Origin of the sequence: Novosphingobium capsulatum NBRC 12533, assembly GCF_001598375.1 — a bacterium.
GTDB lineage: Bacteria > Pseudomonadota > Alphaproteobacteria > Sphingomonadales > Sphingomonadaceae > Novosphingobium > Novosphingobium capsulatum.
The window spans coordinates 135613-157446 of sequence record NZ_BCYV01000014.1 but is presented as its reverse complement, the minus strand read 5'-3'; the positions used below and the strand labels follow the sequence as shown (position 1 = coordinate 157446).

General features: G+C 62.8%; 17 protein-coding genes. 7 read left to right on the top strand and 10 right to left on the bottom strand.

The window, feature by feature from the left end:
- Positions 1–24 precede the first annotated feature (24 nt).
- Both SCA01S_RS14290 and SCA01S_RS14285 read right to left on the bottom strand, forming a co-directional pair.
- Complete coding sequence (locus tag SCA01S_RS14290) at positions 25–1245, bottom strand: GGDEF domain-containing protein (RefSeq protein ID WP_062786696.1); 1221 nt, start codon at positions 1243–1245, stop codon at positions 25–27.
- 97 nt (positions 1246–1342) lie between these two features.
- Positions 1343–2254, bottom strand: coding sequence for a LysR family transcriptional regulator (locus tag SCA01S_RS14285; RefSeq protein WP_167542905.1), 912 nt, complete (start codon positions 2252–2254; stop codon positions 1343–1345).
- Positions 2255–2458: 204 nt separating this feature from the next.
- On the opposite strand from SCA01S_RS14285, the gene SCA01S_RS14280 reads away from it, so the two are divergent.
- Genes SCA01S_RS14280 through SCA01S_RS14270 form a run of 3 tightly spaced genes read left to right on the top strand, consistent with a single transcriptional unit; the run spans position 2459 to position 6703 of the window.
- On the top strand, positions 2459–4915 hold the full coding sequence (locus tag SCA01S_RS14280) for a TonB-dependent receptor (protein ID WP_062786693.1): 2457 nt from the start codon (positions 2459–2461) through the stop codon (positions 4913–4915).
- A 19-nt stretch (positions 4916–4934) separates the two neighbouring features.
- Positions 4935–5705, top strand: coding sequence for an EthD domain-containing protein (locus SCA01S_RS14275; RefSeq protein ID WP_062786691.1), 771 nt, complete (start codon positions 4935–4937; stop codon positions 5703–5705).
- Entirely contained in the window at positions 5705–6703 is a 999-nt protein-coding gene (locus tag SCA01S_RS14270; RefSeq protein WP_062786688.1) for a Rieske 2Fe-2S domain-containing protein, read from the top strand. The genes SCA01S_RS14275 and SCA01S_RS14270 overlap by 1 nt, the downstream gene beginning before the upstream one ends.
- Before the next feature lie 45 nt (positions 6704–6748).
- Here the strand turns inward: SCA01S_RS14270 and SCA01S_RS14265 are convergent, their stop codons facing one another.
- The 7 genes from SCA01S_RS14265 to SCA01S_RS14235 all read right to left on the bottom strand — a co-directional run bounded on the left by SCA01S_RS14265 (position 6749) and on the right by SCA01S_RS14235 (position 16178).
- The gene (locus tag SCA01S_RS14265; RefSeq protein WP_158273586.1) at positions 6749–7954 is read right to left on the bottom strand and encodes an SGNH/GDSL hydrolase family protein; all 1206 of its coding nucleotides are present in this window, start codon (positions 7952–7954) and stop codon (positions 6749–6751) included.
- A 93-nt stretch (positions 7955–8047) separates the two neighbouring features.
- Complete coding sequence (locus SCA01S_RS14260; protein WP_167542904.1) at positions 8048–10360, bottom strand: TonB-dependent receptor; 2313 nt, start codon at positions 10358–10360, stop codon at positions 8048–8050.
- A gap of 603 nt (positions 10361–10963) precedes the next feature.
- Positions 10964–12145, bottom strand: a complete 1182-nt coding sequence (locus tag SCA01S_RS14255; protein ID WP_157088984.1) for an MFS transporter — start codon at positions 12143–12145, stop codon at positions 10964–10966.
- A 113-nt stretch (positions 12146–12258) separates the two neighbouring features.
- A complete protein-coding gene (locus tag SCA01S_RS14250; RefSeq protein ID WP_062786678.1) occupies positions 12259–12963 on the bottom strand; it encodes a TetR/AcrR family transcriptional regulator in 705 nt (234 codons plus the stop codon).
- A gap of 70 nt (positions 12964–13033) precedes the next feature.
- Positions 13034–13975 carry a carbohydrate kinase family protein gene (locus SCA01S_RS14245; protein WP_062786675.1) on the bottom strand — a complete coding sequence of 314 codons (942 nt, stop codon included), beginning with the start codon at positions 13973–13975 and terminating at the stop codon, positions 13034–13036.
- A 22-nt stretch (positions 13976–13997) separates the two neighbouring features.
- Positions 13998–15293, bottom strand: coding sequence for an aminotransferase class III-fold pyridoxal phosphate-dependent enzyme (locus SCA01S_RS14240; protein ID WP_062786673.1), 1296 nt, complete (start codon positions 15291–15293; stop codon positions 13998–14000).
- 237 nt (positions 15294–15530) lie between these two features.
- On the bottom strand, positions 15531–16178 hold the full coding sequence (locus SCA01S_RS14235; RefSeq protein WP_084391009.1) for a class II aldolase/adducin family protein: 648 nt from the start codon (positions 16176–16178) through the stop codon (positions 15531–15533).
- A 164-nt stretch (positions 16179–16342) separates the two neighbouring features.
- Between SCA01S_RS14235 and SCA01S_RS14230 the strand changes: the two genes are divergently transcribed.
- The 3 genes from SCA01S_RS14230 to SCA01S_RS14220 all read left to right on the top strand — a co-directional run bounded on the left by SCA01S_RS14230 (position 16343) and on the right by SCA01S_RS14220 (position 19601).
- Positions 16343–17620, top strand: a complete 1278-nt coding sequence (locus SCA01S_RS14230) for a cytochrome P450 (RefSeq protein WP_062786667.1) — start codon at positions 16343–16345, stop codon at positions 17618–17620.
- A gap of 123 nt (positions 17621–17743) precedes the next feature.
- Positions 17744–19171, top strand: coding sequence for an aldehyde dehydrogenase family protein (locus SCA01S_RS14225; RefSeq protein WP_062786664.1), 1428 nt, complete (start codon positions 17744–17746; stop codon positions 19169–19171).
- A gap of 79 nt (positions 19172–19250) precedes the next feature.
- Entirely contained in the window at positions 19251–19601 is a 351-nt protein-coding gene (locus SCA01S_RS14220) for a cupin domain-containing protein (RefSeq protein WP_062786662.1), read from the top strand.
- Positions 19602–19722: 121 nt separating this feature from the next.
- Here SCA01S_RS14220 and SCA01S_RS14215 read toward each other — a convergent pair whose 3' ends face one another.
- Positions 19723–20787, bottom strand: coding sequence for an amidohydrolase family protein (locus tag SCA01S_RS14215; RefSeq protein ID WP_231627623.1), 1065 nt, complete (start codon positions 20785–20787; stop codon positions 19723–19725).
- Between the two features lie 256 nt (positions 20788–21043).
- On the opposite strand from SCA01S_RS14215, the gene SCA01S_RS14210 reads away from it, so the two are divergent.
- Complete coding sequence (locus SCA01S_RS14210) at positions 21044–21820, top strand: class II aldolase/adducin family protein (protein WP_062786659.1); 777 nt, start codon at positions 21044–21046, stop codon at positions 21818–21820.
- Positions 21821–21834: the final 14 nt, after the last annotated feature.

Below are 21834 nucleotides of genomic sequence, written 5' to 3'. Positions count from 1 at the left end.
GCAGGGCGAAGGCAGCGCCAGCACTTATCCGGTGGCGTGCAAGGGCTCGGCCAGGCCCAGCAGCGGCGGCTCGATGCAGTTGCGCCCGCGCTGCTTGGCTTTGTAGAGCGCGGCGTCGGCGCCTTCGATCAGCACATTGAGATCGAAATCATCCGTCAATGCGCCTGTCGCAATGCCGAAACTGGCAGTGACAAAGGGCGGCCCGATCGGTGCCCTGTGCGGTATGCGCCGCGCGGCAATTTCGCGCCGCATGCGTTCGGCAACAAGGATCGCGGTCGGCTGATCGATGTCGATGAGGAAGACAATGAACTCCTCCCCGCCGAACCGGCATACCCGGTCACCCGTCTTGCGCGCCTCGGATACCAGCAACCCCGAAATGCGGCGCAGGCAGTCGTCCCCGGCAAGATGGCCGAACGTATCGTTATAGGCCTTGAAGTGATCGATATCGACCATGACCACGGATACCGGCCGGCCGACATGAACCTGCCGCTGGATAGTGACCCACTGTTCCAGGGCACGCCGATTGCCCAGCCCGGTCAGCGGATCGATGATCGACAGTTCCTCGAAAACCTGCGCGCACAGGCGATCGCGAACCGAACGCAGCCAGCCGCGCCGCTCCATCTTTTCCAGGCTGTAGAGCGCCACCAGCGCGAAACCGGCAAAGGCGAGCGAGAGGAAGGCGGATGCGCCTTTCGACTGTACCGAGGCGTCTTGGAGACTGGCCAGGGTCAGGAGTTGGACAGTCACCGTGGCGGCCGCTGCCAAGAGGGCGTAGCGCCATCGCAGGCGCAGCACCATCACCGTGAACATCATGACGAACAGGATGCCCAGATGGTAGTTCTCGCGCAGCGGGCTCGCACTGGCGACGACCAGCATATAGATGGAAAGCGCCATGATCGTGGAGAGTGCCACCTGCAGCCCCTCGCGCACGGCGGCGGGAGGATGGCGCGCGGTTATCCAGACCGCCGCGACCGTCAGGCTGGTCACCAGCCCGAACCGCAGGACCAACGCCAAGCCAAATGCATCGGGCAGGGAAAAATAGTCGAGCACGATAAGCGAATCGAACAGCGCCAGGGACAAGAGCGCCATGCGCACATACCAGCGCACCCGCACCGGCCCGGTCTCCTGCTCGAACTGCTCTTCCAGCGCGCGCGGAAAGCGCAGCGCAAAGCCTCTCTTGTCCAGCGCCTGATCGATCAGCGCGAACTGCAGATCGACCGCACTCTTGCCGTGGAGGTCGTCCATCCCGTGTCTACCCGCAGCAACTCCCATTTCAGGGTACATCGGCTGCAAGAATGAATTGTTAACAGGCGGGTTTTTGAGTGCCTTGATCCACGGCCAATCAGCGGCAGGCGCAATTCTGGATCGGCGTGGCTCTCCAGAACGGCTGACGTATGGCCTCTGCCACCGCTTTCCTCAGCCAGCGGAGGGCGGGATCCTGCGATTGACGCGCGCGCCACGCGATGTGGATGGCAATTTCCGGCAGGGCAACCGGCAGCTCGTGGATCGTCAGATGGGCCTTCTCCTCCTCGCGCAGGATCGCCGATGGCACGACTGCGAGAAGATCTGACCCGATCACGACGCTGGCAACGATCAGGAAATGCGGCACGCGCAGCATGATGCGGCGGCGCAGGCCCATGGTTTCGATGAGCGAGTCGACATTCGCCCCGGTACCTTGGCCGATATCCACGCCGACATGCGGCAGCGTCAGGAAAGCCTGAAGCGTCATTCCGCCAGACAGTGCCGGGTGCGCGCGATCGGCGATGCAGACCATTTTCAGCGTCTGGACAGGCTCGCAGTGCAGGCGTTCGGGCAGGTTGGGAAATACGCCCAGGCCAAGATCGGCCGCGCCGGATAGCAGGTGCTCGGTCCCCTCGCGCGCGCCCGATGCCAGCAGGTCGATGTCCACGCCAGGAGCGCTGGTCCGCAGGCGGGGAATCAGGTTGGGCAGCAGGTGCGCTGCACTCGCATCCGACATGGTAAGCGTGAAGCTGCGCTCCGCCGTGGCCGGCTCGAACTCGGGCTCGGTGTCCAACGCGGCGCGCAGCCGGTCGAGCGCACCGCCGATCGGGTCGGCCAGAGCCAGCGCGCGTGGGGTTGGGTCCATGGCACCGCCGCGGCGGATAAACAGATCGTCGCCCAGCACGCCGCGCAAGCGACGCAGGGCGTGGCTCATCGCTGGCTGGCTCAGCCCGACCCGATCGCCGGCGCGCGAGAGATGGCGGTCCTTCATCAGCGCATCGAAGATGACCATCAGGTTGAGGTCGAGCGAAGCCAGGTTGAGCGGAGCCGTCATGCCCCCGGCTATAGCAGCAAGGGATCATCACTGAAAACGAGGGAAATGCCCAGATCATTCACTATGCGAATAATGTGGTGCGAACATGCAATTTGCCCAACCCCGGCAAACCAGGCTTAATCACCCCAACAAGGCCCAAGAGAGCCACGAAGGGGAGAAATGATGAAGGCACTATTGCTGGTCGGCACTGCGTTTGCGGCGGTGTCGCTTCCCATGACCGCTGCCGCGCAAGTCGCCACGCCTGGCGCTGCCGTGGCGCCTGCAGCCACTACCCAGGCCGAACCATCCGGGCAAACCACCGGGCTTGCCGAGATCGTCGTCACGGCGCAGCGCCGGGTCGAAAACGCGCAGCGCGCCGCCGTGGCGATCGATGTCGTTTCGCCAGGGGAACTGACGCGCGCCGGGGTGGTGACGGCAACGACGCTCAACGCCACGGTTCCCGCGCTGACGGTGCAGCAAGGCGGCGGCGCCAACACCACGTTCTTCGTGCGCGGCGTCGGCAACTTCACCAACAACGGCTATTCCGACCCGGCGATCGCGTTCAACCTCGATGGCGTCTATCTGGGCCGGCCGACATCGACCACCGGCACGTTCTTCGATCTGGAACGGATCGAGGTGCTCAAGGGGCCGCAAGGCACGCTGTACGGCCGCAACGCCACGGGCGGGGCCATCAACGTCATTCCGGCCAAGCCCAAGCTGGGCGAGCGGTCGGTCTCGCTTTCGGGCGGTTTCGGCAACTACAATGCCATTGACGTCGAAGCAGCGGCTAATCTGCCGATCGGTGACAATGCAGCGTTCCGCCTGGCCGGTAAGATCGTGAACCGCGACGGCTACAACCAGGACGGCACGTCTGATGAAGTGGGCCAGGCCATCCGCGCCCAGTTGCTCGTCCGCCCGAGCCCCGGCGTGACCGTAAGGATCAGCGGTGACTATTCGCATCAGGGCGGCCGGGGCGTTGGCGGCAGCTATGTCGGCACGGAAAACTTCACGCCAGGCACGCCCGCAACCGCGACATCCCCGGCGAATTACACGTTCACGCCGGCAAACGTTGATCCGTACAGCGGCCTCCTGTCGCGTTCGGGCAGCGCCTATTTTGCACAAGCGGTCATTCCCGGCACGTTCATCAATCCGGCGCCGCTGGTGCGCCCCTATCTCAACAACACCTACTGGGGCCTGACCGGCGAGGTTAATGCCGATCTGGCCGGCGGCACGCTCACTATCGTGCCGGCCTACCGGCACTCCAAACTCGACAACCTGTTCAACGGCCCGTCGTTCAGAGGGTCGCTCAACCGCGAGAACGACAGCCAGTTCAGCGGTGAAATGCGCTTCCAAGGTCCGCGGGTCGGTCCGTTCGACTGGTTGATCGGCGGCTACTACTTCGACGAAACCGTCAAGGGGCAGTATGGCATCAACCAGTACCAGATCATCTCCTTCCAGGATTTCACGTCGAAGACCAAGTCTTACGCCACCTTTGGACGGGTAACCGCCCATCTTGGCGATGCGCTGCGGTTTGTCGCGGCCGGGCGCTACACGCACGACAGCAAGACGTTCAACGGTAGCTCCGACACGCTCGTCGAACTGTGCAACAATGCGCCGCCGCCGTTCGGCACCGGCTGCTTTGGCGGGCCATCGCTGCCGGTTGTCCAGACCCTTGCCCAGGTGCCAGGTGTACCTGCCCTGCCCGGGCCAGCCAACGCGGTGCCCTATGGTTCGGCCGGCAACATCCTGTTCTACATTCCCAACCAGGTGAATGCCGCGATCAGCAAGGGCCGCGTGACCTATCGCCTGGCCGCCGAATACGATGTCGCGCGCGCATCGCTGCTCTACGCCAGCTATGAAACGGGCTATCGCTCGGGTGGCTTCTCCAACGCCCCAGGGCACGAAACCTTCGCCCCGGAATATGTCGAGGCGTGGACGCTCGGCTCGAAGAACCGGTTCTTCAACAGCCGCGTGCAGTTGAACATCGAACTGTTCCACTGGCGCTATCGCAACCAGCAGGTGTCGCACTATGGCCTGGATGCCAACAACGCCACCAACTACTTTACAGAGAACATCGGCAGCTCGACCATCAAGGGTGTCGATGTGGAAGCGCAGGTTCTGGTTACGCGCAACACGCGGTTGAGCGGGACGGTCCAGTATCTCGACGCCAAGGCCACCAGCTATACCTACAACACGCCCCGTGATGCGGCTTCACCCCCGCCGGCCGTGGGCTGTGCCGTAACGCCGACAACTGCGGGCGGCGCGGCTGTCTACGCGATCGATTGCGCCGGCAAGCCCAGCTACAATTCGCCGCGCTGGTCGCTCAACGGCGGGATCGAGCAGACGATTCCGCTCGGCGATCGCAAGCTCGTGCTGAACGGCGATGCCCGCTACCGGTCCAACAGCGTCGTCGGTTTCGAATATCTCGCGCAGCAGAACAGCGGTTCGTTCTGGACATTCGATGCCTCGGCCACGTTCGGATCGACCGACGAACGCTGGTCGATCACCGGCTATATTCGCAACATCACGAACCAGGCGGTGCCACTGTTCACACAGTACGTGGCGCCAGCCGGCGGTGTGCTGTCGTCGGTCTATGCCCCGCCCCGGACGTATGGCGTGCGCCTTGGATACAAGTACTGATCAAGCCGGAGAGAACGTGATGCTGAAGATGATCATCGGCGGGCGCCGCCGCGCGGGAATGACTCACCGCGACTATTCCCGCTATGCCGAGCAGGTTCATGGTGCAACGGTGGCGCATAACCCCGGCTACATGACGAGCTACATCCAGAATCACGTTCTCGATGCAGTCTATGGCACCCATGCGGCAGGATGGGTGGCCGGGCCTGATTTTGACTCGTTCAGCGAGATCAGCTTTCCCGACGGGGCAGCGTTTGCCCGTTCGATCGCTGATCCCTATTATCGCGAAACGATCCAGCCCGACGAGCTCAACTTCGTCTGCCACAGTGCCATCATCCTGCTGGCCACCCGGACTCAGGAGGTTGGCGTGCGCGCGCCGGGCGCCGCCCCACTCAAGCTCATGCGGTTCATTGCCAGCAACCACGCGTCGCCGCCTGCCGCGTTTGCCCAGGCCTGGGCGCAGGAAGCCGGCCGCATCGCCGATCATCCGGCCCTTGCCCCGTTCCTCCGGCGCATGACCCGCAGCATCAGCATCGCGGGAGAGGCCGACGCCAACCTTCCCGCCAACTTCATCGCCAATGCGCCGCTCAGCCCCTTTGCCGGGGTGGAAAGCCTGTGGTTCGACAGTGACGACACGTGGCGCGCGATCGATGCCTATCGCGCGGTGATCGAGGAACCCCAATCACACTTTTCCGGCCTGCTGGACCGCCGGCAGGAAGCGCTGTTCGTGGTCGAGGAGCGCACGATCGTGGCCGATCACACGGCACCCAACGCAGCAGTGGAGATGACGTGATGGTCCGCTTTGTTCAAAACCGCTGGTATCAGTTCGCCTGGGCCGATGAAATTGCCGATGGTGCCGTGCTGACCCGCACGGTGCTGGATATTCCCATGGTCGCCTTCCGCACCGACGCCGGCAAGATGGCCGTGCTCGACAATCGCTGCCCCCACCGCTTTGCGCCGCTCAGCGAAGGCAAGCGGGAAGGCGACACCATCGCGTGCCCCTATCACGGCCTGGTGTTCAATACCGCCGGCCAATGCGTCCGCAACCCGCACGGCGCGGCGACCTCGACGCTTGCGGTCGCCAGTTTCCCGGTGTTGGAGCGGCATAAGGCGGTGTGGATCTGGGTCGGCCAACAAGAGCCGGACGAAAACCTGCTGCCCGATCTTTCCTTTATCGATGCCGCGCCGGAAACGGCACAGTTGCGCCTGCACACCGCGGTCCAGGCCAACTACGAACTGCTCGCCGACAATATCCTCGATCTGAGCCACGCCGATTATCTGCACGCCAGCAGCCTGGGCAGCGGGTTCAACACACGGGCCAAGTCGACAGTGGAAGAACATGCCGATCACTTCTCCATCGCCTGGCGTTCGGACAGCGACGATGCGCCGCCGGCCTTCAACCTGGAATCGCCGGCCAAACTGTGGACCGAGGTGGATTGGTATGCGCCGGCGCTGATGGTCCTGCGCGCTGGCGGGCATCCGGTGGGCAAGCCCGAGCGCGGCATCGACACGCTCAACCTGCACAACATGACGCCCGAAACGCTGACCAGCACGCACTATTTCAGCTGCAACACGCGCAATTTCCTGATCGATGACGCCGCGTTCAACGCTGTCCTGCGCGAACAGCTGATCCACGCTTTCCAGGTCGAGGACAAACCGATGATCGAGAAGGTCCAGCGGCAGATGGGAACGCCGGACCTGTGGTCGCTGGGGCCAAAGATGCTGCCGATCGACAAGGGCGCCGTGCTGGCCCGCCGCCGTGTTGCCAGGCTGATCGAGGCTGCTGAATAAGGCCGCGAGCCCGGCGCGGATCGATCGCCGCGCCGGGCTTGTCCACTATTTCCGAAACATGTCTATTGCGATGGCATCGGCCATCGCCTGGTAGCCCGCATCGTTGGGATGTAGCCAGTCGCCCGACTGCAGATCCGTTCGCATCCTCTTGGGACGAAGCGGGTCGCGTATAACCGCGTCGAAATCGATCACGGGGCCATCGCCGGGGTTGTTTCTGATCCAGGCGTTCACCGCCTGCCGCGTCGCTTCGCCCGCCTCGGAATAATAGTCGGCGCCTTCGAACGGCGGTATGGTCGCCAGGTGAACCTTGATCCCATGGGCGTGGGCCCGCGCGGTGATCTGTTGATAGGCCGCGATCAGCGCGGCGGCCGGCGTTTCGGGCGCGCTGCCGATATCGTTGATACCCTCCAACACGATCAGGTCGGTAACCCCGGTCATGGCAAACACATCCCGATCGAGCCGCGCCAGGGCTGGAACCCCGAAGATCGCCACAGGATCAGGCGCAAGGACGCGATTGCCGCTGATCCCCACGTTGACCACCGCCGCAGACGCAAGGTCCGCCGTGCCATGCAGTCTCGCGGCGAAAAAGTCTGGCCACCGTCGGTCGGCGCCGGGGGTCGACATATAGCCGTCGGTGATCGAGTCCCCCAATGCCGCGATTACCCGGCCCGGTGGGCCCTGCACCTCGACCGCCGTCAAGAACGGGCGCGCCGGAGAGCGGGACGCCGGGGTAAACGCACGCGTGGTGTAATCGCCGGGTGGCGAGAGCAGCGTATAGGCCTGCCCATCGGCGTGGCACGTGCATGCGACCTTCTCGTCTGCGACGTATATCGCCACGCTGAGCTGGGCGCGCGCGGGAACGCGGATCGCGATGGCATCGCTGACCAGCGGTGATCCGGGCGCCACGGTAAAGTCGGCGTTGCCATTGGCGGTCACCACCCGCGGCTCGCCAACCGTCTTGGCCCCTGCCGCATCAAGCAGGCGAACCGTCACGCGACCAATGTGCAACGGCGCCGCACCGAACTCGTTGGACAGGCGGAGGCGAACCGCATCGCCACCCGCGCTCAGGCGGATGACCTGAACGATCGTCTGGTTCGCGATGACCGGACTGACAAATTCCGGCGGAACACCGGGGCCCGCCTGCAACGACGGCGCGGGTGATGCCGTCCAACTCGCCCGCCATACCTGTGCGCCCGCCGGCGCTCCTGCCGCAAAGGCAGCCACGATCAGCGCAGCAGCGCGAACAGCCATCCAGGGCATCGTGCCGAACACTCCTGCAAAAGATTCATCACGCATGGGCCGGCGCGATCACACGTCCTGGCCGACCCATGCTTGCAACGATGATCAATAATGGAACGAAACCTGCACGCCATAGGTGCGCGGCGCGCCCACCGTCTGCGTGATCATCCCGAACGGCGCCGTCTGGTCGGCCGCGCCGATCGCGTACTTCTTGTTGGCAACGTTGCGGACATAGGCACCGATATCGAAGCCATGCTTGTTCTGGTAAACAATGTTCAGGTTATGAATCCAGTACCCGCTCTGGGTGATATAGGGATCGTTGGTCGAGTCGAAATACTGGAAGCTGCGATAACTTGAATTCCAGCGGAAATTGAGATCCCCGTTCAACGCGTCGAGCGGAATCTTGTAGCTGGCGGTTCCGGAAAAGCTGAACCGGGGCGCATTGGCAAGACGATTGCCATCGAGCGGCGTGGCGCCCTCGAACATCGGCAAGCCTGCGCTGATGATCTTGGCATTGAGCCACGCCGGCGCCAGCGTGAAGGTCAAGCCGCGAACAGGGGCGGCGGTCAATTCCACCTCAATGCCCTCGGTACGTGCCTTGTGGGCATTGGCCAGAACCTGCGTGATCTGTTCTATCGGCCCGGCCGCGGTGTTCACGGTTTGCGGAACCTGCGCGAAGATCTGCTCGTCGATATAGTCGTTGTAGAACAGGGCAACGTTGAAGATCAGCCGGCGATCAAACCAGCTGGTCTTCGCCCCGATTTCATAGGCCGTCACCCGCTCGGGCTTGACCGGCTGCAGCTGAAACAGCGCTTGCTCGGGGTCGCTGCTCAGGAAGCTGCCGTTGAACACGCCGCTTTTGAAACCGGTCGCGACGCTGGCATAAGTCAGGATCGCGTCGGTCGGGCGATAGCTGACCGCAGCGCGCCAGGTGGCGTTGGTGTTGGTCTGGGTCTGGTCCGAAGAAATGAACCCTTCCAGCGGGCCGAAATTGCCGCGACCGCCGGACTGGTATTGCCGCGACGCGTCATACTCGAACGTCTTGCGTTCGTGAGTCAGCCGGCCCCCAAGCGTGAACGTCACGTTGCCGAGCGTATAGTCGGCTTGGCCGAACGCAGCCACGGAATCGGTTTTCTGATGGCTGTGGTCATAGGCACGCTGGGCGATGCCATCGAAATTGCCGGCGCCGGCCGGAATGCCGAAGCCGCCGTAGAGATCACCATCGATGAAGAGATCAAGCGGTTGATCCTGCCGGAGATCTTCGTGGAGGTAGTACAGGCCGAACACCCAGTTGAATTTTGCGGAGGTGTACGCCGCGCGCAATTCCTCGGTGTAGGTGTTGGTTTTCACGCCAAATGTCGCTTCGACCAGATTGGCCGGGTTGGCGTCGCTGTCCTCGGGGAAGTATTTGTCGTTGTGTTGAAACGCCGAAATCGAGGTCAACGTCACGCGGCCGAGGTCGTAGTCGATCCGGGCGGTTTCGTTGAGATTGAGGTTCCGCAGATACTGCGTGCGGTTGTATTGGCCGCGATAGAAGTTGGACGGCGTGCCGAAGCCGAACATATCGACGCAGTTGCCGGCATAGGCATCGGTGACCGAGCACACCACCGGCGCCGGATCGCTTTGCGTGCCAGGCTTCAACGTGCCGATATGGCGATATTCGTTAGGCACGTTGTTGACCAGGCCGGCGGTCGAGCTGAGCAGGATTTTCAGGTTCGGCGTCGGCTTCCACAGCAACTGTGCGCGCACGGCCTTGCTGTTCATGCCATTGGCGGAAATGCCGTAGAAGTCGTTGTGCATGAAGCCATCGGAATGATTGTAGACGACCGCAATGCGCGCACTGAGATTGTCCGTAATCGGCCCGCCGACCGCGCCGGTGACAAACGTGGTGTTATAGTTGCCCTGCTCGATATGGACGTCGGCCGTCAGCTGGTCGGTCGGCTTTTTCGACGTGAACAGCAGGGCGCCGCCGCTGGTATTGCGCCCATAGAGCGTGCCCTGCGGCCCCTTGAGCACCTGCACCTGGTCGAGATCGAAAATCGCAAAGCTCTGCGCCGAGGGTGCGCTGATATAGACGTCGTCAATATAGACGCCGTTGGGGCCAGCGTTGTTGCTGTCAAAGTCATTGAGGCCAATGCCGCGAATACTGATCAAGGGCTGGTTGCCGACCCCCATGGGGCTCTGGATCATGAGGTTCGGGGTCGCCTGGGCGATATCCTCGGTGCTCTTGACGCCAATCGACTGGAGGTCCTGGCCGGACAGCGCCTGGACGGACACCGGCACCTTCTGAATATCTTCGTTTCGGCGCTGCGCCGTGACCACGATCACACCGACCTGGTTGGAATCCGGGGCCACGGCTACCGCCGTGGTCGCAGGGGCCGCCTGGGCGGCAGCGCTTCCAGCATATCCCAGAACCATCATCGCGCTCGTCATCAACAGCGTTCGATTTAGCAACTGCTCGGACATAAGCCCCCCTCATATTTTGTTGTGGACCGTGGCCTTTTCGCAGTGGGCGAATGCGGCCTCATTGCGATAGCTAGTGCTATTGAAACATGTTCGACATACCTTGGCAATAGGGGAATAATGGGGCGGTGGATTTAGCGTAATTGGACCCATCGCAACCCGCACAAGACCGCCGAAAATCCAGCTATCCCGTATCGCCTTCCCGGCGCCTAAACGCAGCAATTATCGCCGTCGCCCCGATTTGAGCAGGACCGCCGGCGGCGCGTCCAAACCCGGCAAAAGGACGACTCGATCGCTGCGGAGTCGTCACTTTTTGTGCGTATTTACAGCGCTATAGTGTGATCACTGCGGATTGAAGGCTCGCTGCCAGACTGGCGCGCCCTGGCGATGTCACCGCAAATTTGGCGAATCGAATCACGAATGATCGCTGCAGGATCGGTGACGCTGCGGCACAGGCCCGCGACGCTGCTGAAAAGCAGCCCCGAGCACTGCCGAATCCCTTATATTATGATAGTCTATGCAATCGTTATTTTCGGCCGCTTTCGACGTGCCTGACGATCATGCATGGGGCGCGGCCTGACCGCCTGCGACGCGTGATCGCGTCACATAGAGACCGACGATGAGCAGAGTCGCGCCAATGGCCAGCAATGCGCACAGCTGAAGCACGCGGCCCGCGCTGGCATCATCAGCCAGCGTGGATGCAGCGAGCGGCCCCAACCCTGATCCGATCAGGACTGCGGACGGGACCAACAGTGCCGTGCGGCGCGTCGGGTCGTTTTCGATCGACAACGGCGTCAGGAATGGGGTGATGAAAATCCATACCGCACCAAACAGCGTTTCGAGCGCGAAAAAGGCCGTGGCCCCTGGCGGAGTGGACAAAATGAACAGCACGGCGCTCAATGCGATGCTCGACACGATCAGCGAGACAAACCAGGGCAGGCGCCGGGCAAGAAATATCGCGGCAAAGCCACCCACCACCTGCGCGCCTAGCGACGCCGGCACCGCAAACGCAACCTGCTGCGGTGTCATGCCGGCCTGGCGGCCAAGCGGCTCGAAATAGACCCATGCCCCAACGATGCAGCTTTGGATCAAAAGCGACGCCGCCAGGACAACCCACCCCCGCAGCGGGGGCAGACCCGATACCTGCGCGGGATCACGCGGCAGCGGATTCAAGCGCTTGGGCAGCAACGGAACCAGCAGCATCGCGGCAGCCGCCAGGACGGCGATCGTTACCGGCACGCCATCGCGGGCATTGGGAGCGGCGATGGCAAGGCCGGTGGAGGTTGCGAACTGAACGATCGCCTGGGTCAACAGAAACGCAGCCGACAACGCCGTAGGGCGCGCGGAGCGGACAATGACGCCGGTGGTCATCCACACCAGCACACCCGCCGACAGGCCGACCAGCCCACGCACGAAAAGAACGCCCAAGCCGCTGGTCCAAACCGTTGCGAGATTGAGCGACGCGACCAGCGCCAGGGCAACGAGCGTGGAAAGCCAGACCGAAACGCGCTCGAGAAACGACTCGGCAATGACGACGCCGATACCGATCGAGACCAGTTCGGCTGCCGCGACATGGCCCACCTGGGCCGCCGAAAGACGGTCAGCGGCGAGCAGCGCCCCGAAGAAGACCGGCTGGACGCCGGCAATGACGAGCCCGACCGTACCGATCAAGAGCGCCGCTGCCATTGCGCCCCGGCTGGAGGCGCTTCGCCCCGCGTTCGCCTGGCTATCTGCTGTCACCGTGCCGCTCCTTTTTGCAAGGTCAAGGTACTGTTATTTCAAACTTCGCTCCGTCGGCATCGGCAACACAGTATGGCCATCGGGTGGCGCGCAACGCCCACCGCCGCCCTGGGTCAACTTGCCTTCTCGTCGCCTGCTGCTGCCTCGACGGTCACACCCAGCAGGTTGCGATAATAGAGACTGACCATGTTCGCGTACTCGCGCCCGATCTCGTCGCCCCACTCGGGCATGTCGGAGATCAGATCATTCGTCGCACTGCCCAGCGCCGTGCTCAGCAGGGTCGCGGCTCTCAACCGCGTTTCGTCCACGCCGGGATATTGCGCGTGGAGCTTGGCAAAGAGCACGTCGGAAACAGCCTGCGTCGAGCTGATCCGCACCTCTTGCAACACGGGTACCGCCCGCATGACCCGCAAGATCCATTCGCCGCCCGGAACTCTGCGCGCGGCCCGCCGCACCTTCGTCAAAAGATCCAGACGATGTTCGACAACCTGCTCGAGCGGACCATCGAAACCGAGCTGCCCGGTCGCGATCGAGCGGAACACGACACGATCCTCGGCCTTCATCGCCCGATCGCCCATCTCCCTGAGAATGGCATACTTGTTTGGGAAATACCGATAAAGCGCAGGCGGGGTCAGTCCCGCACGCTCGCAGATCATATTGGTCGAAAGACGTTCGATGCCCACCTCGCCAAGCAACTCGCCGGCGACCTTGAGAATGATTTCAAACGTGACCTTGGAGCGATCCTGCGACGGCGCGAGCTTGGTATTGAGTTCGACATCCTGGTCGCTCCCGCTCTTTGCTCTTCTCGGCCGTGCCATCGCTGTTCCTTGAACTTTCAGATTACCTCCTGATCCACTATCCGCAGTGCCGGGCAATATCCAGCAATCGCTAGGAAGACGCGCCGACACTCCGCGACAGCGCCATGGTTTCGTCAAAGCTGGACAGCGCGCCGACAGTGCCCAAGCCCATCGCCACTTGCGCCGCGGTTGCCGTCGCGAAACGAAGCGCCGCTTCTTCATCAAGGCCCCGCAGCCGCCCGGCATGGAACCCCACGCAGAAGGAATCGCCGCAGGTTGTCGTGTCGACAGGATCAATGGGCAAAGCGGGCACCTGCACCGCGTAATCCGGCTTCAACAGGATGGCGCCTTCGTGGCCAAGCTTGAAGACGCATCCCCCCGCGCCCATTGCAATGAACCGATCGGCTGCCGCGCGCAGATCGTCATTGCCGTGCAGGTGCAGCACTTCGGCAAGGCTCGGCATGAAGAGATCGACATAAGGCAGGATGCGGGCAAGATCCTCCATCGTCCCCTCACGCGGGGAAACAAGATCGCAGGTAACGAACGCGCCCGCCGCCTTTGCCGCCTTCAGGATCGCGACGGCCTGTTCTCCAATGCCAGGGAAGTTTACCGCTCCCCAATGAATGGCCCGGATCTGGGGCAGCGCCGCTGCCAGGTCCTCATGCAGGGGCGTGACCATGCTCGCGCCGACCATATGATAGGTCGAACGCTGGCCGATGCTGCGCACGGGAAGCACCGTCGACGAGGTGGGAAACTGCTCGTTGGTGACGAGGAAACGAAGATCGACCCCGGCCTTTTCCAGGCCATGGCGAACCGCCACCCCCTGCAGATCGTCACCGATTGCCGATGCAAGGGCGACCTTCAGCCCGAGCTTTGCGGCGACCATGGCAGCCCCGCCCGCCGTTCCCGCAGGGGAGAGCAGGATCGATTCCACCAACATGCCGCTATCGATCGGCGGCAACTCGTTCACCGGCCGCACCGCGATATCGACTGTCAGCAGGCCGACAGTGAGAAGATCAATCGACTGGTCCATGGTTGTTCCTCGCAGCTTGCGTTCAGGCCAGGGCCTGGAGTTCTTCCGCAGCTTTCGCTGCTGCCATTGCCAGGATCACCGGCGAAGGTTGCAGTTCGGCCATGCGCGCCCGGGTCGCGGCAAACGCCCCATCCGCCGCAGCAACCGCCATATCGATGTCAGCTTCCGTCATGCAGGCGGCGATGAACATGTTATGCCAGGGATGAATATAGACGCCGCGCTGCAGCATCTCTTCTGCCCAGGCAAAGCCGACGCGCAGATCGGGATCGTCGTCGAACAGCATGATCGGCATTTGCGACGGCCCCGTCTGGCGCAGGCCGAACCCGTGCCGCTCGGCAGCGCTGGCCAACCCGGCCCGCAGCCGGTCACCCATGCGGATTATCTGTTCAAGGTAATCGCTCTCGCGGATGATGCGCAGCGTCTCGAGCGAGGCTGCCATCGGCACGGCCGCGAACCAATAGGAGCCGGTAACGTAGATCGAGCCAGCGCCCTTGCGGCAGCGATCCGATCCCAGCAGGATGGACAAGGGCTGTCCGTTCGCCACGGCCTTGCCCCAGCAGCTCAGATCGGGCTGCACGCCGACAAGCGACCAACTGCAATCCCGCGCCAGCCGGAAACCGGCGCGCACATCATCGACAACCAGCATCGCCCCGGTTTCGTCGCACAGCTCCCGTGCACGGCGCGCATAGACCGGATCGGGCAGCGCCTGGTCGAAAAAGGCATCGTGCTTGAACGGCGTGGCGAAAATAGCGGCCAGGTCTTCGCCGGCATCACGAACCGCGGCCTCGAGGCTCTCGGCATTGTTGTATTCGTAATAGCGCAGCATGGCGCGATCTTCGGCCACGACGCCAACGGGATTGGGCGTGCACCAGGGCGCCGCGCCATGATAGGCGCCTTTGGCCAGAAGCACGATCCGTTTGCCGGTTTGCGCGCGGGCGGCGACCATCGCCATGCTGGTGGCATCCGTGCCGTTCTTGCAGAACATCGCCCAGTCGGCATGGGTCACCATCGAAACCAGTGCTTCGGCAAGATCGACCATCACCGGCGATGGTCCGGTCATGGTGTCGCCTTTTGCCGCCTGCGCAGCGGCCGCCGCGTCCACCCGCTGATCCCGATACCCCAGCAAGCTCGGCCCATAGGCGCACATGAAATCAAGATAGCGGTTGCCATCGGCATCCCAGATGTATGCGCCTTCCGCTCGCTCGAAAAACTGCGGGAACGTGGCAGGCAGCGCATGCACCGCCTCGTGGCCATACATGCCGTTGGGAATGACCTTGAGTGCGCGAGCCTTGAGATCGCGATCGGCAGTACGATCCATAGAAACCTCGACAATGATAGTGTTGACTATGTAATTTTGAGCTTGTGAGATTGTCAATTCGCTTTCCGCAAAGATCGGAAATATCGAACCAGGCCAACCCCATCTGCAACGAAACGACGGAAATCATCCGCTACGGTCGACATAATAAAATCACGCACTCATCAGCTTTCAGCAAAATACAGCAGTGCATATAATTTTCAGTCGGTTACGGAAAATTCCGCCAGAAGAAGATATACCCTATCGTCCATAGGAAATCTTCGAGATCTTTTCTCGAAACGCATCCATATCTTCGGCCGTCAGGTGGTTTGGCTCACCCAACTGTTGCGCCAGGAGATATTGCCGGCAAAGGATCTCGAGCCGATGGGCGAACATCATCGCAATGGGCATCGAAGGCCCGCGCGCGGTCATGCCGTGGTTGGCCATGAGGCAGGCGTAGCGGTCGATCAGCGCGTGCGAGACATCTTGCGCCAGCGTTTCGCTGCCAAAGGTCGAATACGGCACGCACGGAACGTCGTCCCCACCGAACAGGCCGACAAGGTAGTGAAACGGCGGCAACGAATGGCAATGGCACGACACCGCAACACAATTGTCGGAGTGCGTGTGCACGATTGCTGTGGTATTGACATCGTTGCGATATATGCCGGCATGCAACTGCCACTCGCTCGACGGATCGAGACTTTTGTCCCAGTCCCCCGATGCGTTGACGTAGACAATGCTCTCCTCGCAAATATTGTCGCCATCAGCGCCCGCCGGTGAAATAAGCATGCCATTACCGAAACGGACACTCAGGTTTCCCGAGGACAGCTCGGTCAGGCCGAGGTCCACAACCCGTCGGTAAGCCTCTGCCAGCTGGTTTCTTGCCTGCTTTTCGGTTTGATCGCTCATGAGCCCTCCTTGCGCGAAACGCGCCGCCGAAAGCGCCTCTCAAAGGCACGATTCGCTCCATCCAGATGCACAGATACCGCAGCCAATAGAATAGTCCAGACTATTGTTTATGTCGACTGCATGCGCTACTCTGCCGCTGCGCTTGACGAGAAGGGATGCGACGAATGGACAGTGTCGAGATCGGAAGCCTGGGAACGCTTGCCGAGTTCGGTTTCACCGGCGGCCGCGATAGCATCCGCCCCTTTGCAGAGCGCGTTTTTGCCGGCCCGGAGCCTCGTTTCCTTCAGGACCAGGACGGGAACCTGGCGGTTTTCCGCAATGCTGATTTGCAGAAACTGGGCGCCCTGCCCCAGATCGGCAACGTTCCCGCCGGGGTGCTGTTTGGCGAATCGCTCACGCGGATGGACGATCCCACGCCGCCATTGGGTGCCGAAGTCGCGCGCGTGGTGGCAAACCAGGTCTTCACCGCCAATCCGCCGATCCATCGGCCGGTGCGCAAGGCGCTGGTTTCCCGCCTCGGCCCCAAAGAGGTGAGCGCGATGCGGCCGGTGGCGGAGGAAACCGTACAGCAAATCCTCGATGATCTTGCGCCTTTTGGCGAGATAGACGTCGTGAGCGACGTCGCCGAACGGCTCACCTGCGGGTTCTGGGGCCGCATGCTGGAGATGGACGCCGACGAAATCGTGGCGATGCAGGCCTATACGCAGGACCTGACCCGGCTTTTTCACTTCGACCGAAACGCCGAAGACTACATCGTGCTCGACAACGCCATGCGCGGATATTGGCGCGTGATCAGGGCAGCGGCCGAGCGCAGCCTTCGTCGGGGCGAGAATCTCTTCGTCGTTGCCTTGGCCGACGACCTCCGGCGGATCGATCTGCCGGACGATCCCGACGAGGCGGGAATCGTTCCGCGCGACGTTGGCGCCATGCTGGCCGGCAACCTGATCGACGGTTTTCATACCGCGGCCCTTGGCGCCGCCAACACGCTGTTCGCGCTGCTGAAAAATCCACACGCCCTGGCGCGGGTGGTTGCTGACCGGCAACTTGTGACCAGTGCCATCTTCGAAGCATTGCGCATCGAGCCGCCCGTGATCCACCTGCCCCGCTGGGCGATGGAGGAGGTCATCTTCGCGGGCGTGCGCATACCGCGCGGCGCGATCGTCTCGCTGATGTGGGGCATCGGCGGCTTCGACCCAGCGGCTGTGACCGACCCGCTGCGCTTCGACCTCGATCGCTCGCGCAAGGGCAGCACGACGTTCGGCGGTGGCCAGCACATTTGCCCCGGCCGGTATGTGGCCGTGATGCTGATCGAAGTGCTGCTCGACGCGGTAATGGCCCGCGGCCTGACGCTCACCCCCGGAACGGCAGCGCCGGAATGGATTCCGGCGCACGCCATGGGCCAGATGGAGCGCTTTCCGCTTCGCCTCGTGCCAGCAACCTGACTGCACAACGCCTTGCCGACGCAGCGCCAGCACGACCAACAACGATATTGATAGCTACCCTATATACAACCACCCCGCCTGGTTCGGATGAACCGCGGGCACGCCGATTTGAGAGGAGCCGACATGCGCGAGTACACACGATTTTACATCGACGGCCAATGGGTTGAACCGGCAGGCCAAGAGACCCTCGATGTCCTCAATCCCGCGACCGAGGCGGTCGCCGGCCGTATTGCGCTGGGCACCGCTGCCGACGTCGACAAGGCCGTTCACGCGGCGCGGCGCGCTTTTCCTGGCTGGTCTGCCACCAGCCGGGAAGACCGGCTCGCCATCCTGGGCAGCATTCTGGCGGAATACCAGAAGCGCGCCGACGATCTTGCCGCCGCCGTGACCGAGGAAATGGGGGCGCCGGTCTCGCTGGCGCGCAATGCCCAGGTGCAGATCGGGCTGGCGCACCTCGCCACCGCACTGGAAATTCTCAAGACGTTTCCATTCACCCAGGAGCGCGGACAGACGCTGATCGCGCGCGAGCCGATCGGGGTCTGCGGCCTGATCACGCCGTGGAACTGGCCGCTCAACCAGATCACCTGCAAAGTGGCGCCGGCCATTGCCACAGGCTGCACCATGGTGCTCAAGCCATCGGAGATCGCACCCTTTTCCGCGCAGATCTTTACCGAGATTCTGGAGGCCGCCGGGCTTCCCGCTGGCGTGTTCAACCTGGTTCATGGCGACGGCATTGGTGTGGGCGTGCCGCTTTCCTCGCATCCCGAAGTCGACATGGTGTCGTTCACCGGATCGACGCGGGCAGGCATCGAAGTGGCGCGCAACGCCGCCGCAACCGTCAAGCGGGTGGCGCAGGAACTGGGCGGCAAGAGCCCGCACATCGTGCTCGACGATGCCTATCTGCCGCAAAGCGTTGCCGGCGGCGTGCAGGGCATGATGATCAACTCCGGCCAGTCCTGCAATGCGCCGTCGCGCATGCTCGTGCCGGCCGCGCGCATGGCCGAAGCGATCGAGAGTGCGCGGGCTGCCGCAAGCAGCATCACGGTCGGGCCGCCTGATGGCAACGCCCAGATCGGCCCCGTTGCCTCGCAGGCCCAGTTCGACAAGATTCGCGGGCTTATCCAGTCAGGCATCGATGAAGGCGCCACGCTGGTCGCCGGCGGGGTCGCGCGCCCCGAAGGCCTGGACAAGGGCTATTATGTCCAGCCCACGGTGTTCGCCAACGTGACGCCTGACATGACCATCGCGCGGGAGGAAATCTTCGGTCCCGTCCTGTCGATCATGGCCTACCAGACGCTCGACGAGGCAATCGAAATCGGCAACGACACCGAATACGGGCTCGCCGCCTATGTCAGCGGGGCAGATATCGAAACGGCGCGCAAGGTGGCAGCCAGGATGCGCGCGGGCCAGGTATCGATCAATGGCGCGCGCGATCTGATGGCGCCATTCGGCGGCTACAAGCGCAGCGGCAATGGCCGCGAATGGGGCGATTTCGGCTTCCACGAGTTCGTCGAGGTCAAGGCCGTGCTGGGTTATGCCGGCCAGGGTTAAACCTGCGCCGCGCAGCGCTGAATAATTTCTCCCACAATTCCAAATCGACCTGACCCAGCACGCATGAAAAGGATGCGATATGAGCGTTGCAATTTCGGCCCCGGAAACCGGGCTCTTCAATCCTAACCCGTCTGACAACTGGAAACCTGTGGAAGGGTCTCCCACGATGAAGACGTGGCTCGAATTCCAGACGGCAGACAAGACCATGGTGACCGGCACCTGGCATTCCACCACCGGCACCTGGCATTCCGAAAACACGCCCTATCACGAATATATCTATCTGATCGCAGGCGCGATCGAACTGACGGCGGATGGCGGCGAGACGGTCAGCGTCAAGGCCGGGGATGCCTTCATGGTCGAGGCAGGGTTCACCGGGACCTGGAAAGTGACCGAACCGGTGGAGAAGCGGTTCTGCCTGCGGCTGGCGTAATCCCCGCCTGAGAGGCAGGCGCGCAGACCGCCGTCGCGAGAAGGCCTGCTCCGACCGCATGCCGGGGCAGGCCTTCTTATTAGGGCGCGCAACAGGACCGTTTCTGGCGGTCGAGGGTATGTTAGGCGATGGGAACGTCGAGACGATAGAATTTGGCAGCAGAGCGCGCGAACAGCCACGATTTCTCGTCTGCCGAGGCGGACCGCGTCAGACGTTTGAACGCGTTCCAGGTTTCGACATAGTCTGCGCCCCAGCGGTCGACCGGGAAGTTGCTTTCGAACAGCGCACGGTCCGGCCCAAAGGCTTCGATGCAGCTTTCGATATAGGGCTGCCACAGGCGTGCGAGAGTCTCGGAGCCAACGCGTTGCGTGGGTCCGAGGCCGTCGAGCATCGTGAAGGGCATGCCCAGCCCGCCCAACTTGACGTGGACGTTGGGGCAGGTCGCCAGTTCCCGGATGGCGCGTTGCCAATCGGGAAAGGTCGCTGCCAGCGTGCCGCGATGCCGCGCGATCCCCAGCGGCGTGCCAACGTGATCCAGCATGATCGGCACGTGCGGAAACGCACGGGCGAGGTCCGTCACTTCCCCGATCTGCGGCGCGAATACCCAGGCATCGAACGAGAGATCTGCCTCGGCCAATGCGGCAAAGCCGCGCCGAAAGGCGTCGCTGCCATAGAGCCCACGGGGCGCTGGGGCGACCGGGCCGAGCACGCGTTCGTCGTCATGCGGGCCGATGTTGCGGATGCCGCGCAGCTTGCCCGCGCCGGCCGCTTTCGCGCGCGCCAGCGCCGCAGCGGCATCATCGCTGGTCAGATCGACATAGCCCACGATCGCCGCGCACGGCTGGCCTCCCGAAGGATCGCCCGCGCCTGCCTGCGCGATTTCCACGACCCGTTCGATCTCACCCAGCGCGCGATCGTTCTCCGATCCGTGTTCGTGGTAGAATGCGCCGCATTCGACATAGACCGTGGCGATGATGTTATGGCCGGTGCGCAAGTCCGCCACGAACTCGTCGCGCAGATACACAGGGTCTTGGACAAAGATATCGTTGAACGGATGCACCGCCTTTGCCGCATAGTGGCTTTCGGGATGATCCTGCCAAAGATGATGGTGCGGATCGATGATCGGCAGATCGGGATCGATCGCGTCCTCGCGCGGCATTATCCGCGCTGCGTTACCCAGCCCCATGCTATCGCTGTCCTTTGCTGTGGCCAAACACCGCCCCTGCCCCAGCGCCTCGGCCATCTTGACCCTGTGAAATGCGGTTCCGGGCCGGCAAAGCGGCGGGCACGCATATTAATAGCTATCGCTATTGATTGGGTCAAGCCGGTGCGGTAGCATGCGTACTACGCATAGCGGCCCGGAAACTGGGCGCGGCGAGGCCCAGCCGAGATCAGCGCCGCGGTTGCAATAACGATAGCGATTGATGGACAGGAGAACTGAAATGGACACGCTCGCCCCGGCAGACCGGACAGCCGCACAGACCGATACCGCATCGCAGGAATGGCAGATCCGCGTAGAGCTGGCCGCGCTCTATCGGCTTGTCGCCCTGCACGGCTGGGATGACGCGATCTATACCCACATTTCGGCGCGACTGCCCGGGGATGATCACCACTTCCTGATCAATCCCTATGGGATGTTTTTCGAAGAGATCACGGCCTCGTCGCTGGTCAAGATCGATCTGGACGGCAAGATCATCGAGCCGACGCCATACAAGGTCAACCCGGCCGGCTTCACGATCCATTCGGCGATCCACGGCGCGCGCGAAGACGCCCGTTTCGTCATGCACCTCCACTCCGATCACGGCGTTGCCGTGTCCACCCATAGCGAGGGGCTTCTGCCGCTGACTCAGCATGCGCTCATCGCGCTGCCCTCGATCAGCTACCACGGGTATGAAGGGATCGCGCTCAACCTTGAGGAGCGCAAGCGGATCGTCGCCGACCTGGGGGACAAGAAGACCATGATCCTGCGCAACCATGGCACGCTTGCGGTGGGAGAAACGGCGGCAGAAGCGTGGCTCGGCATGTATTACCTTGAAAAGGCATGTGCCCAGCAGGTGGCTGCGCTGTCGATCGGGCGGGACAAGGTGATGCTTGCGCCAGCCGCTGCGCAGGAAGAAGTGCGGCAGCAGGTGAGTACCGGACGCGCAAAATCGGCGATGCTGGCTTGGCCGGGTTTCCTGCGCCAGCTCGATCGCCGCTTGCCCGGTTACGACAGCTGAGGTCCTGCCGGTTT

What these genes read in the sequence shown, in the direction of transcription:
- SCA01S_RS14290 (WP_062786696.1), bottom strand. Translation starts at nt 1,245, where the DNA reads ATGGACGACCTCCACGGCAAGAGTGCGGTCGATCTGCAGTTCGCGCTG.
- SCA01S_RS14285 (WP_167542905.1), bottom strand. Translation starts at nt 2,254, where the DNA reads ATGGTCATCTTCGATGCGCTGATGAAGGACCGCCATCTCTCGCGCGCC.
- SCA01S_RS14280 (WP_062786693.1), top strand. Translation starts at nt 2,459, where the DNA reads ATGAAGGCACTATTGCTGGTCGGCACTGCGTTTGCGGCGGTGTCGCTT.
- SCA01S_RS14275 (WP_062786691.1), top strand. Translation starts at nt 4,935, where the DNA reads ATGCTGAAGATGATCATCGGCGGGCGCCGCCGCGCGGGAATGACTCAC.
- SCA01S_RS14270 (WP_062786688.1), top strand. Translation starts at nt 5,705, where the DNA reads ATGGTCCGCTTTGTTCAAAACCGCTGGTATCAGTTCGCCTGGGCCGAT.
- SCA01S_RS14265 (WP_158273586.1), bottom strand. Translation starts at nt 7,954, where the DNA reads ATGGCTGTTCGCGCTGCTGCGCTGATCGTGGCTGCCTTTGCGGCAGGA.
- SCA01S_RS14260 (WP_167542904.1), bottom strand. Translation starts at nt 10,360, where the DNA reads ATGGTTCTGGGATATGCTGGAAGCGCTGCCGCCCAGGCGGCCCCTGCG.
- SCA01S_RS14250 (WP_062786678.1), bottom strand. Translation starts at nt 12,963, where the DNA reads ATGGCACGGCCGAGAAGAGCAAAGAGCGGGAGCGACCAGGATGTCGAA.
- SCA01S_RS14245 (WP_062786675.1), bottom strand. Translation starts at nt 13,975, where the DNA reads ATGGACCAGTCGATTGATCTTCTCACTGTCGGCCTGCTGACAGTCGAT.
- SCA01S_RS14240 (WP_062786673.1), bottom strand. Translation starts at nt 15,293, where the DNA reads ATGGATCGTACTGCCGATCGCGATCTCAAGGCTCGCGCACTCAAGGTC.
- SCA01S_RS14235 (WP_084391009.1), bottom strand. Translation starts at nt 16,178, where the DNA reads ATGAGCGATCAAACCGAAAAGCAGGCAAGAAACCAGCTGGCAGAGGCT.
- SCA01S_RS14230 (WP_062786667.1), top strand. Translation starts at nt 16,343, where the DNA reads ATGGACAGTGTCGAGATCGGAAGCCTGGGAACGCTTGCCGAGTTCGGT.
- SCA01S_RS14225 (WP_062786664.1), top strand. Translation starts at nt 17,744, where the DNA reads ATGCGCGAGTACACACGATTTTACATCGACGGCCAATGGGTTGAACCG.
- SCA01S_RS14220 (WP_062786662.1), top strand. Translation starts at nt 19,251, where the DNA reads ATGAGCGTTGCAATTTCGGCCCCGGAAACCGGGCTCTTCAATCCTAAC.
- SCA01S_RS14215 (WP_231627623.1), bottom strand. Translation starts at nt 20,787, where the DNA reads ATGGGGCTGGGTAACGCAGCGCGGATAATGCCGCGCGAGGACGCGATC.
- SCA01S_RS14210 (WP_062786659.1), top strand. Translation starts at nt 21,044, where the DNA reads ATGGACACGCTCGCCCCGGCAGACCGGACAGCCGCACAGACCGATACC.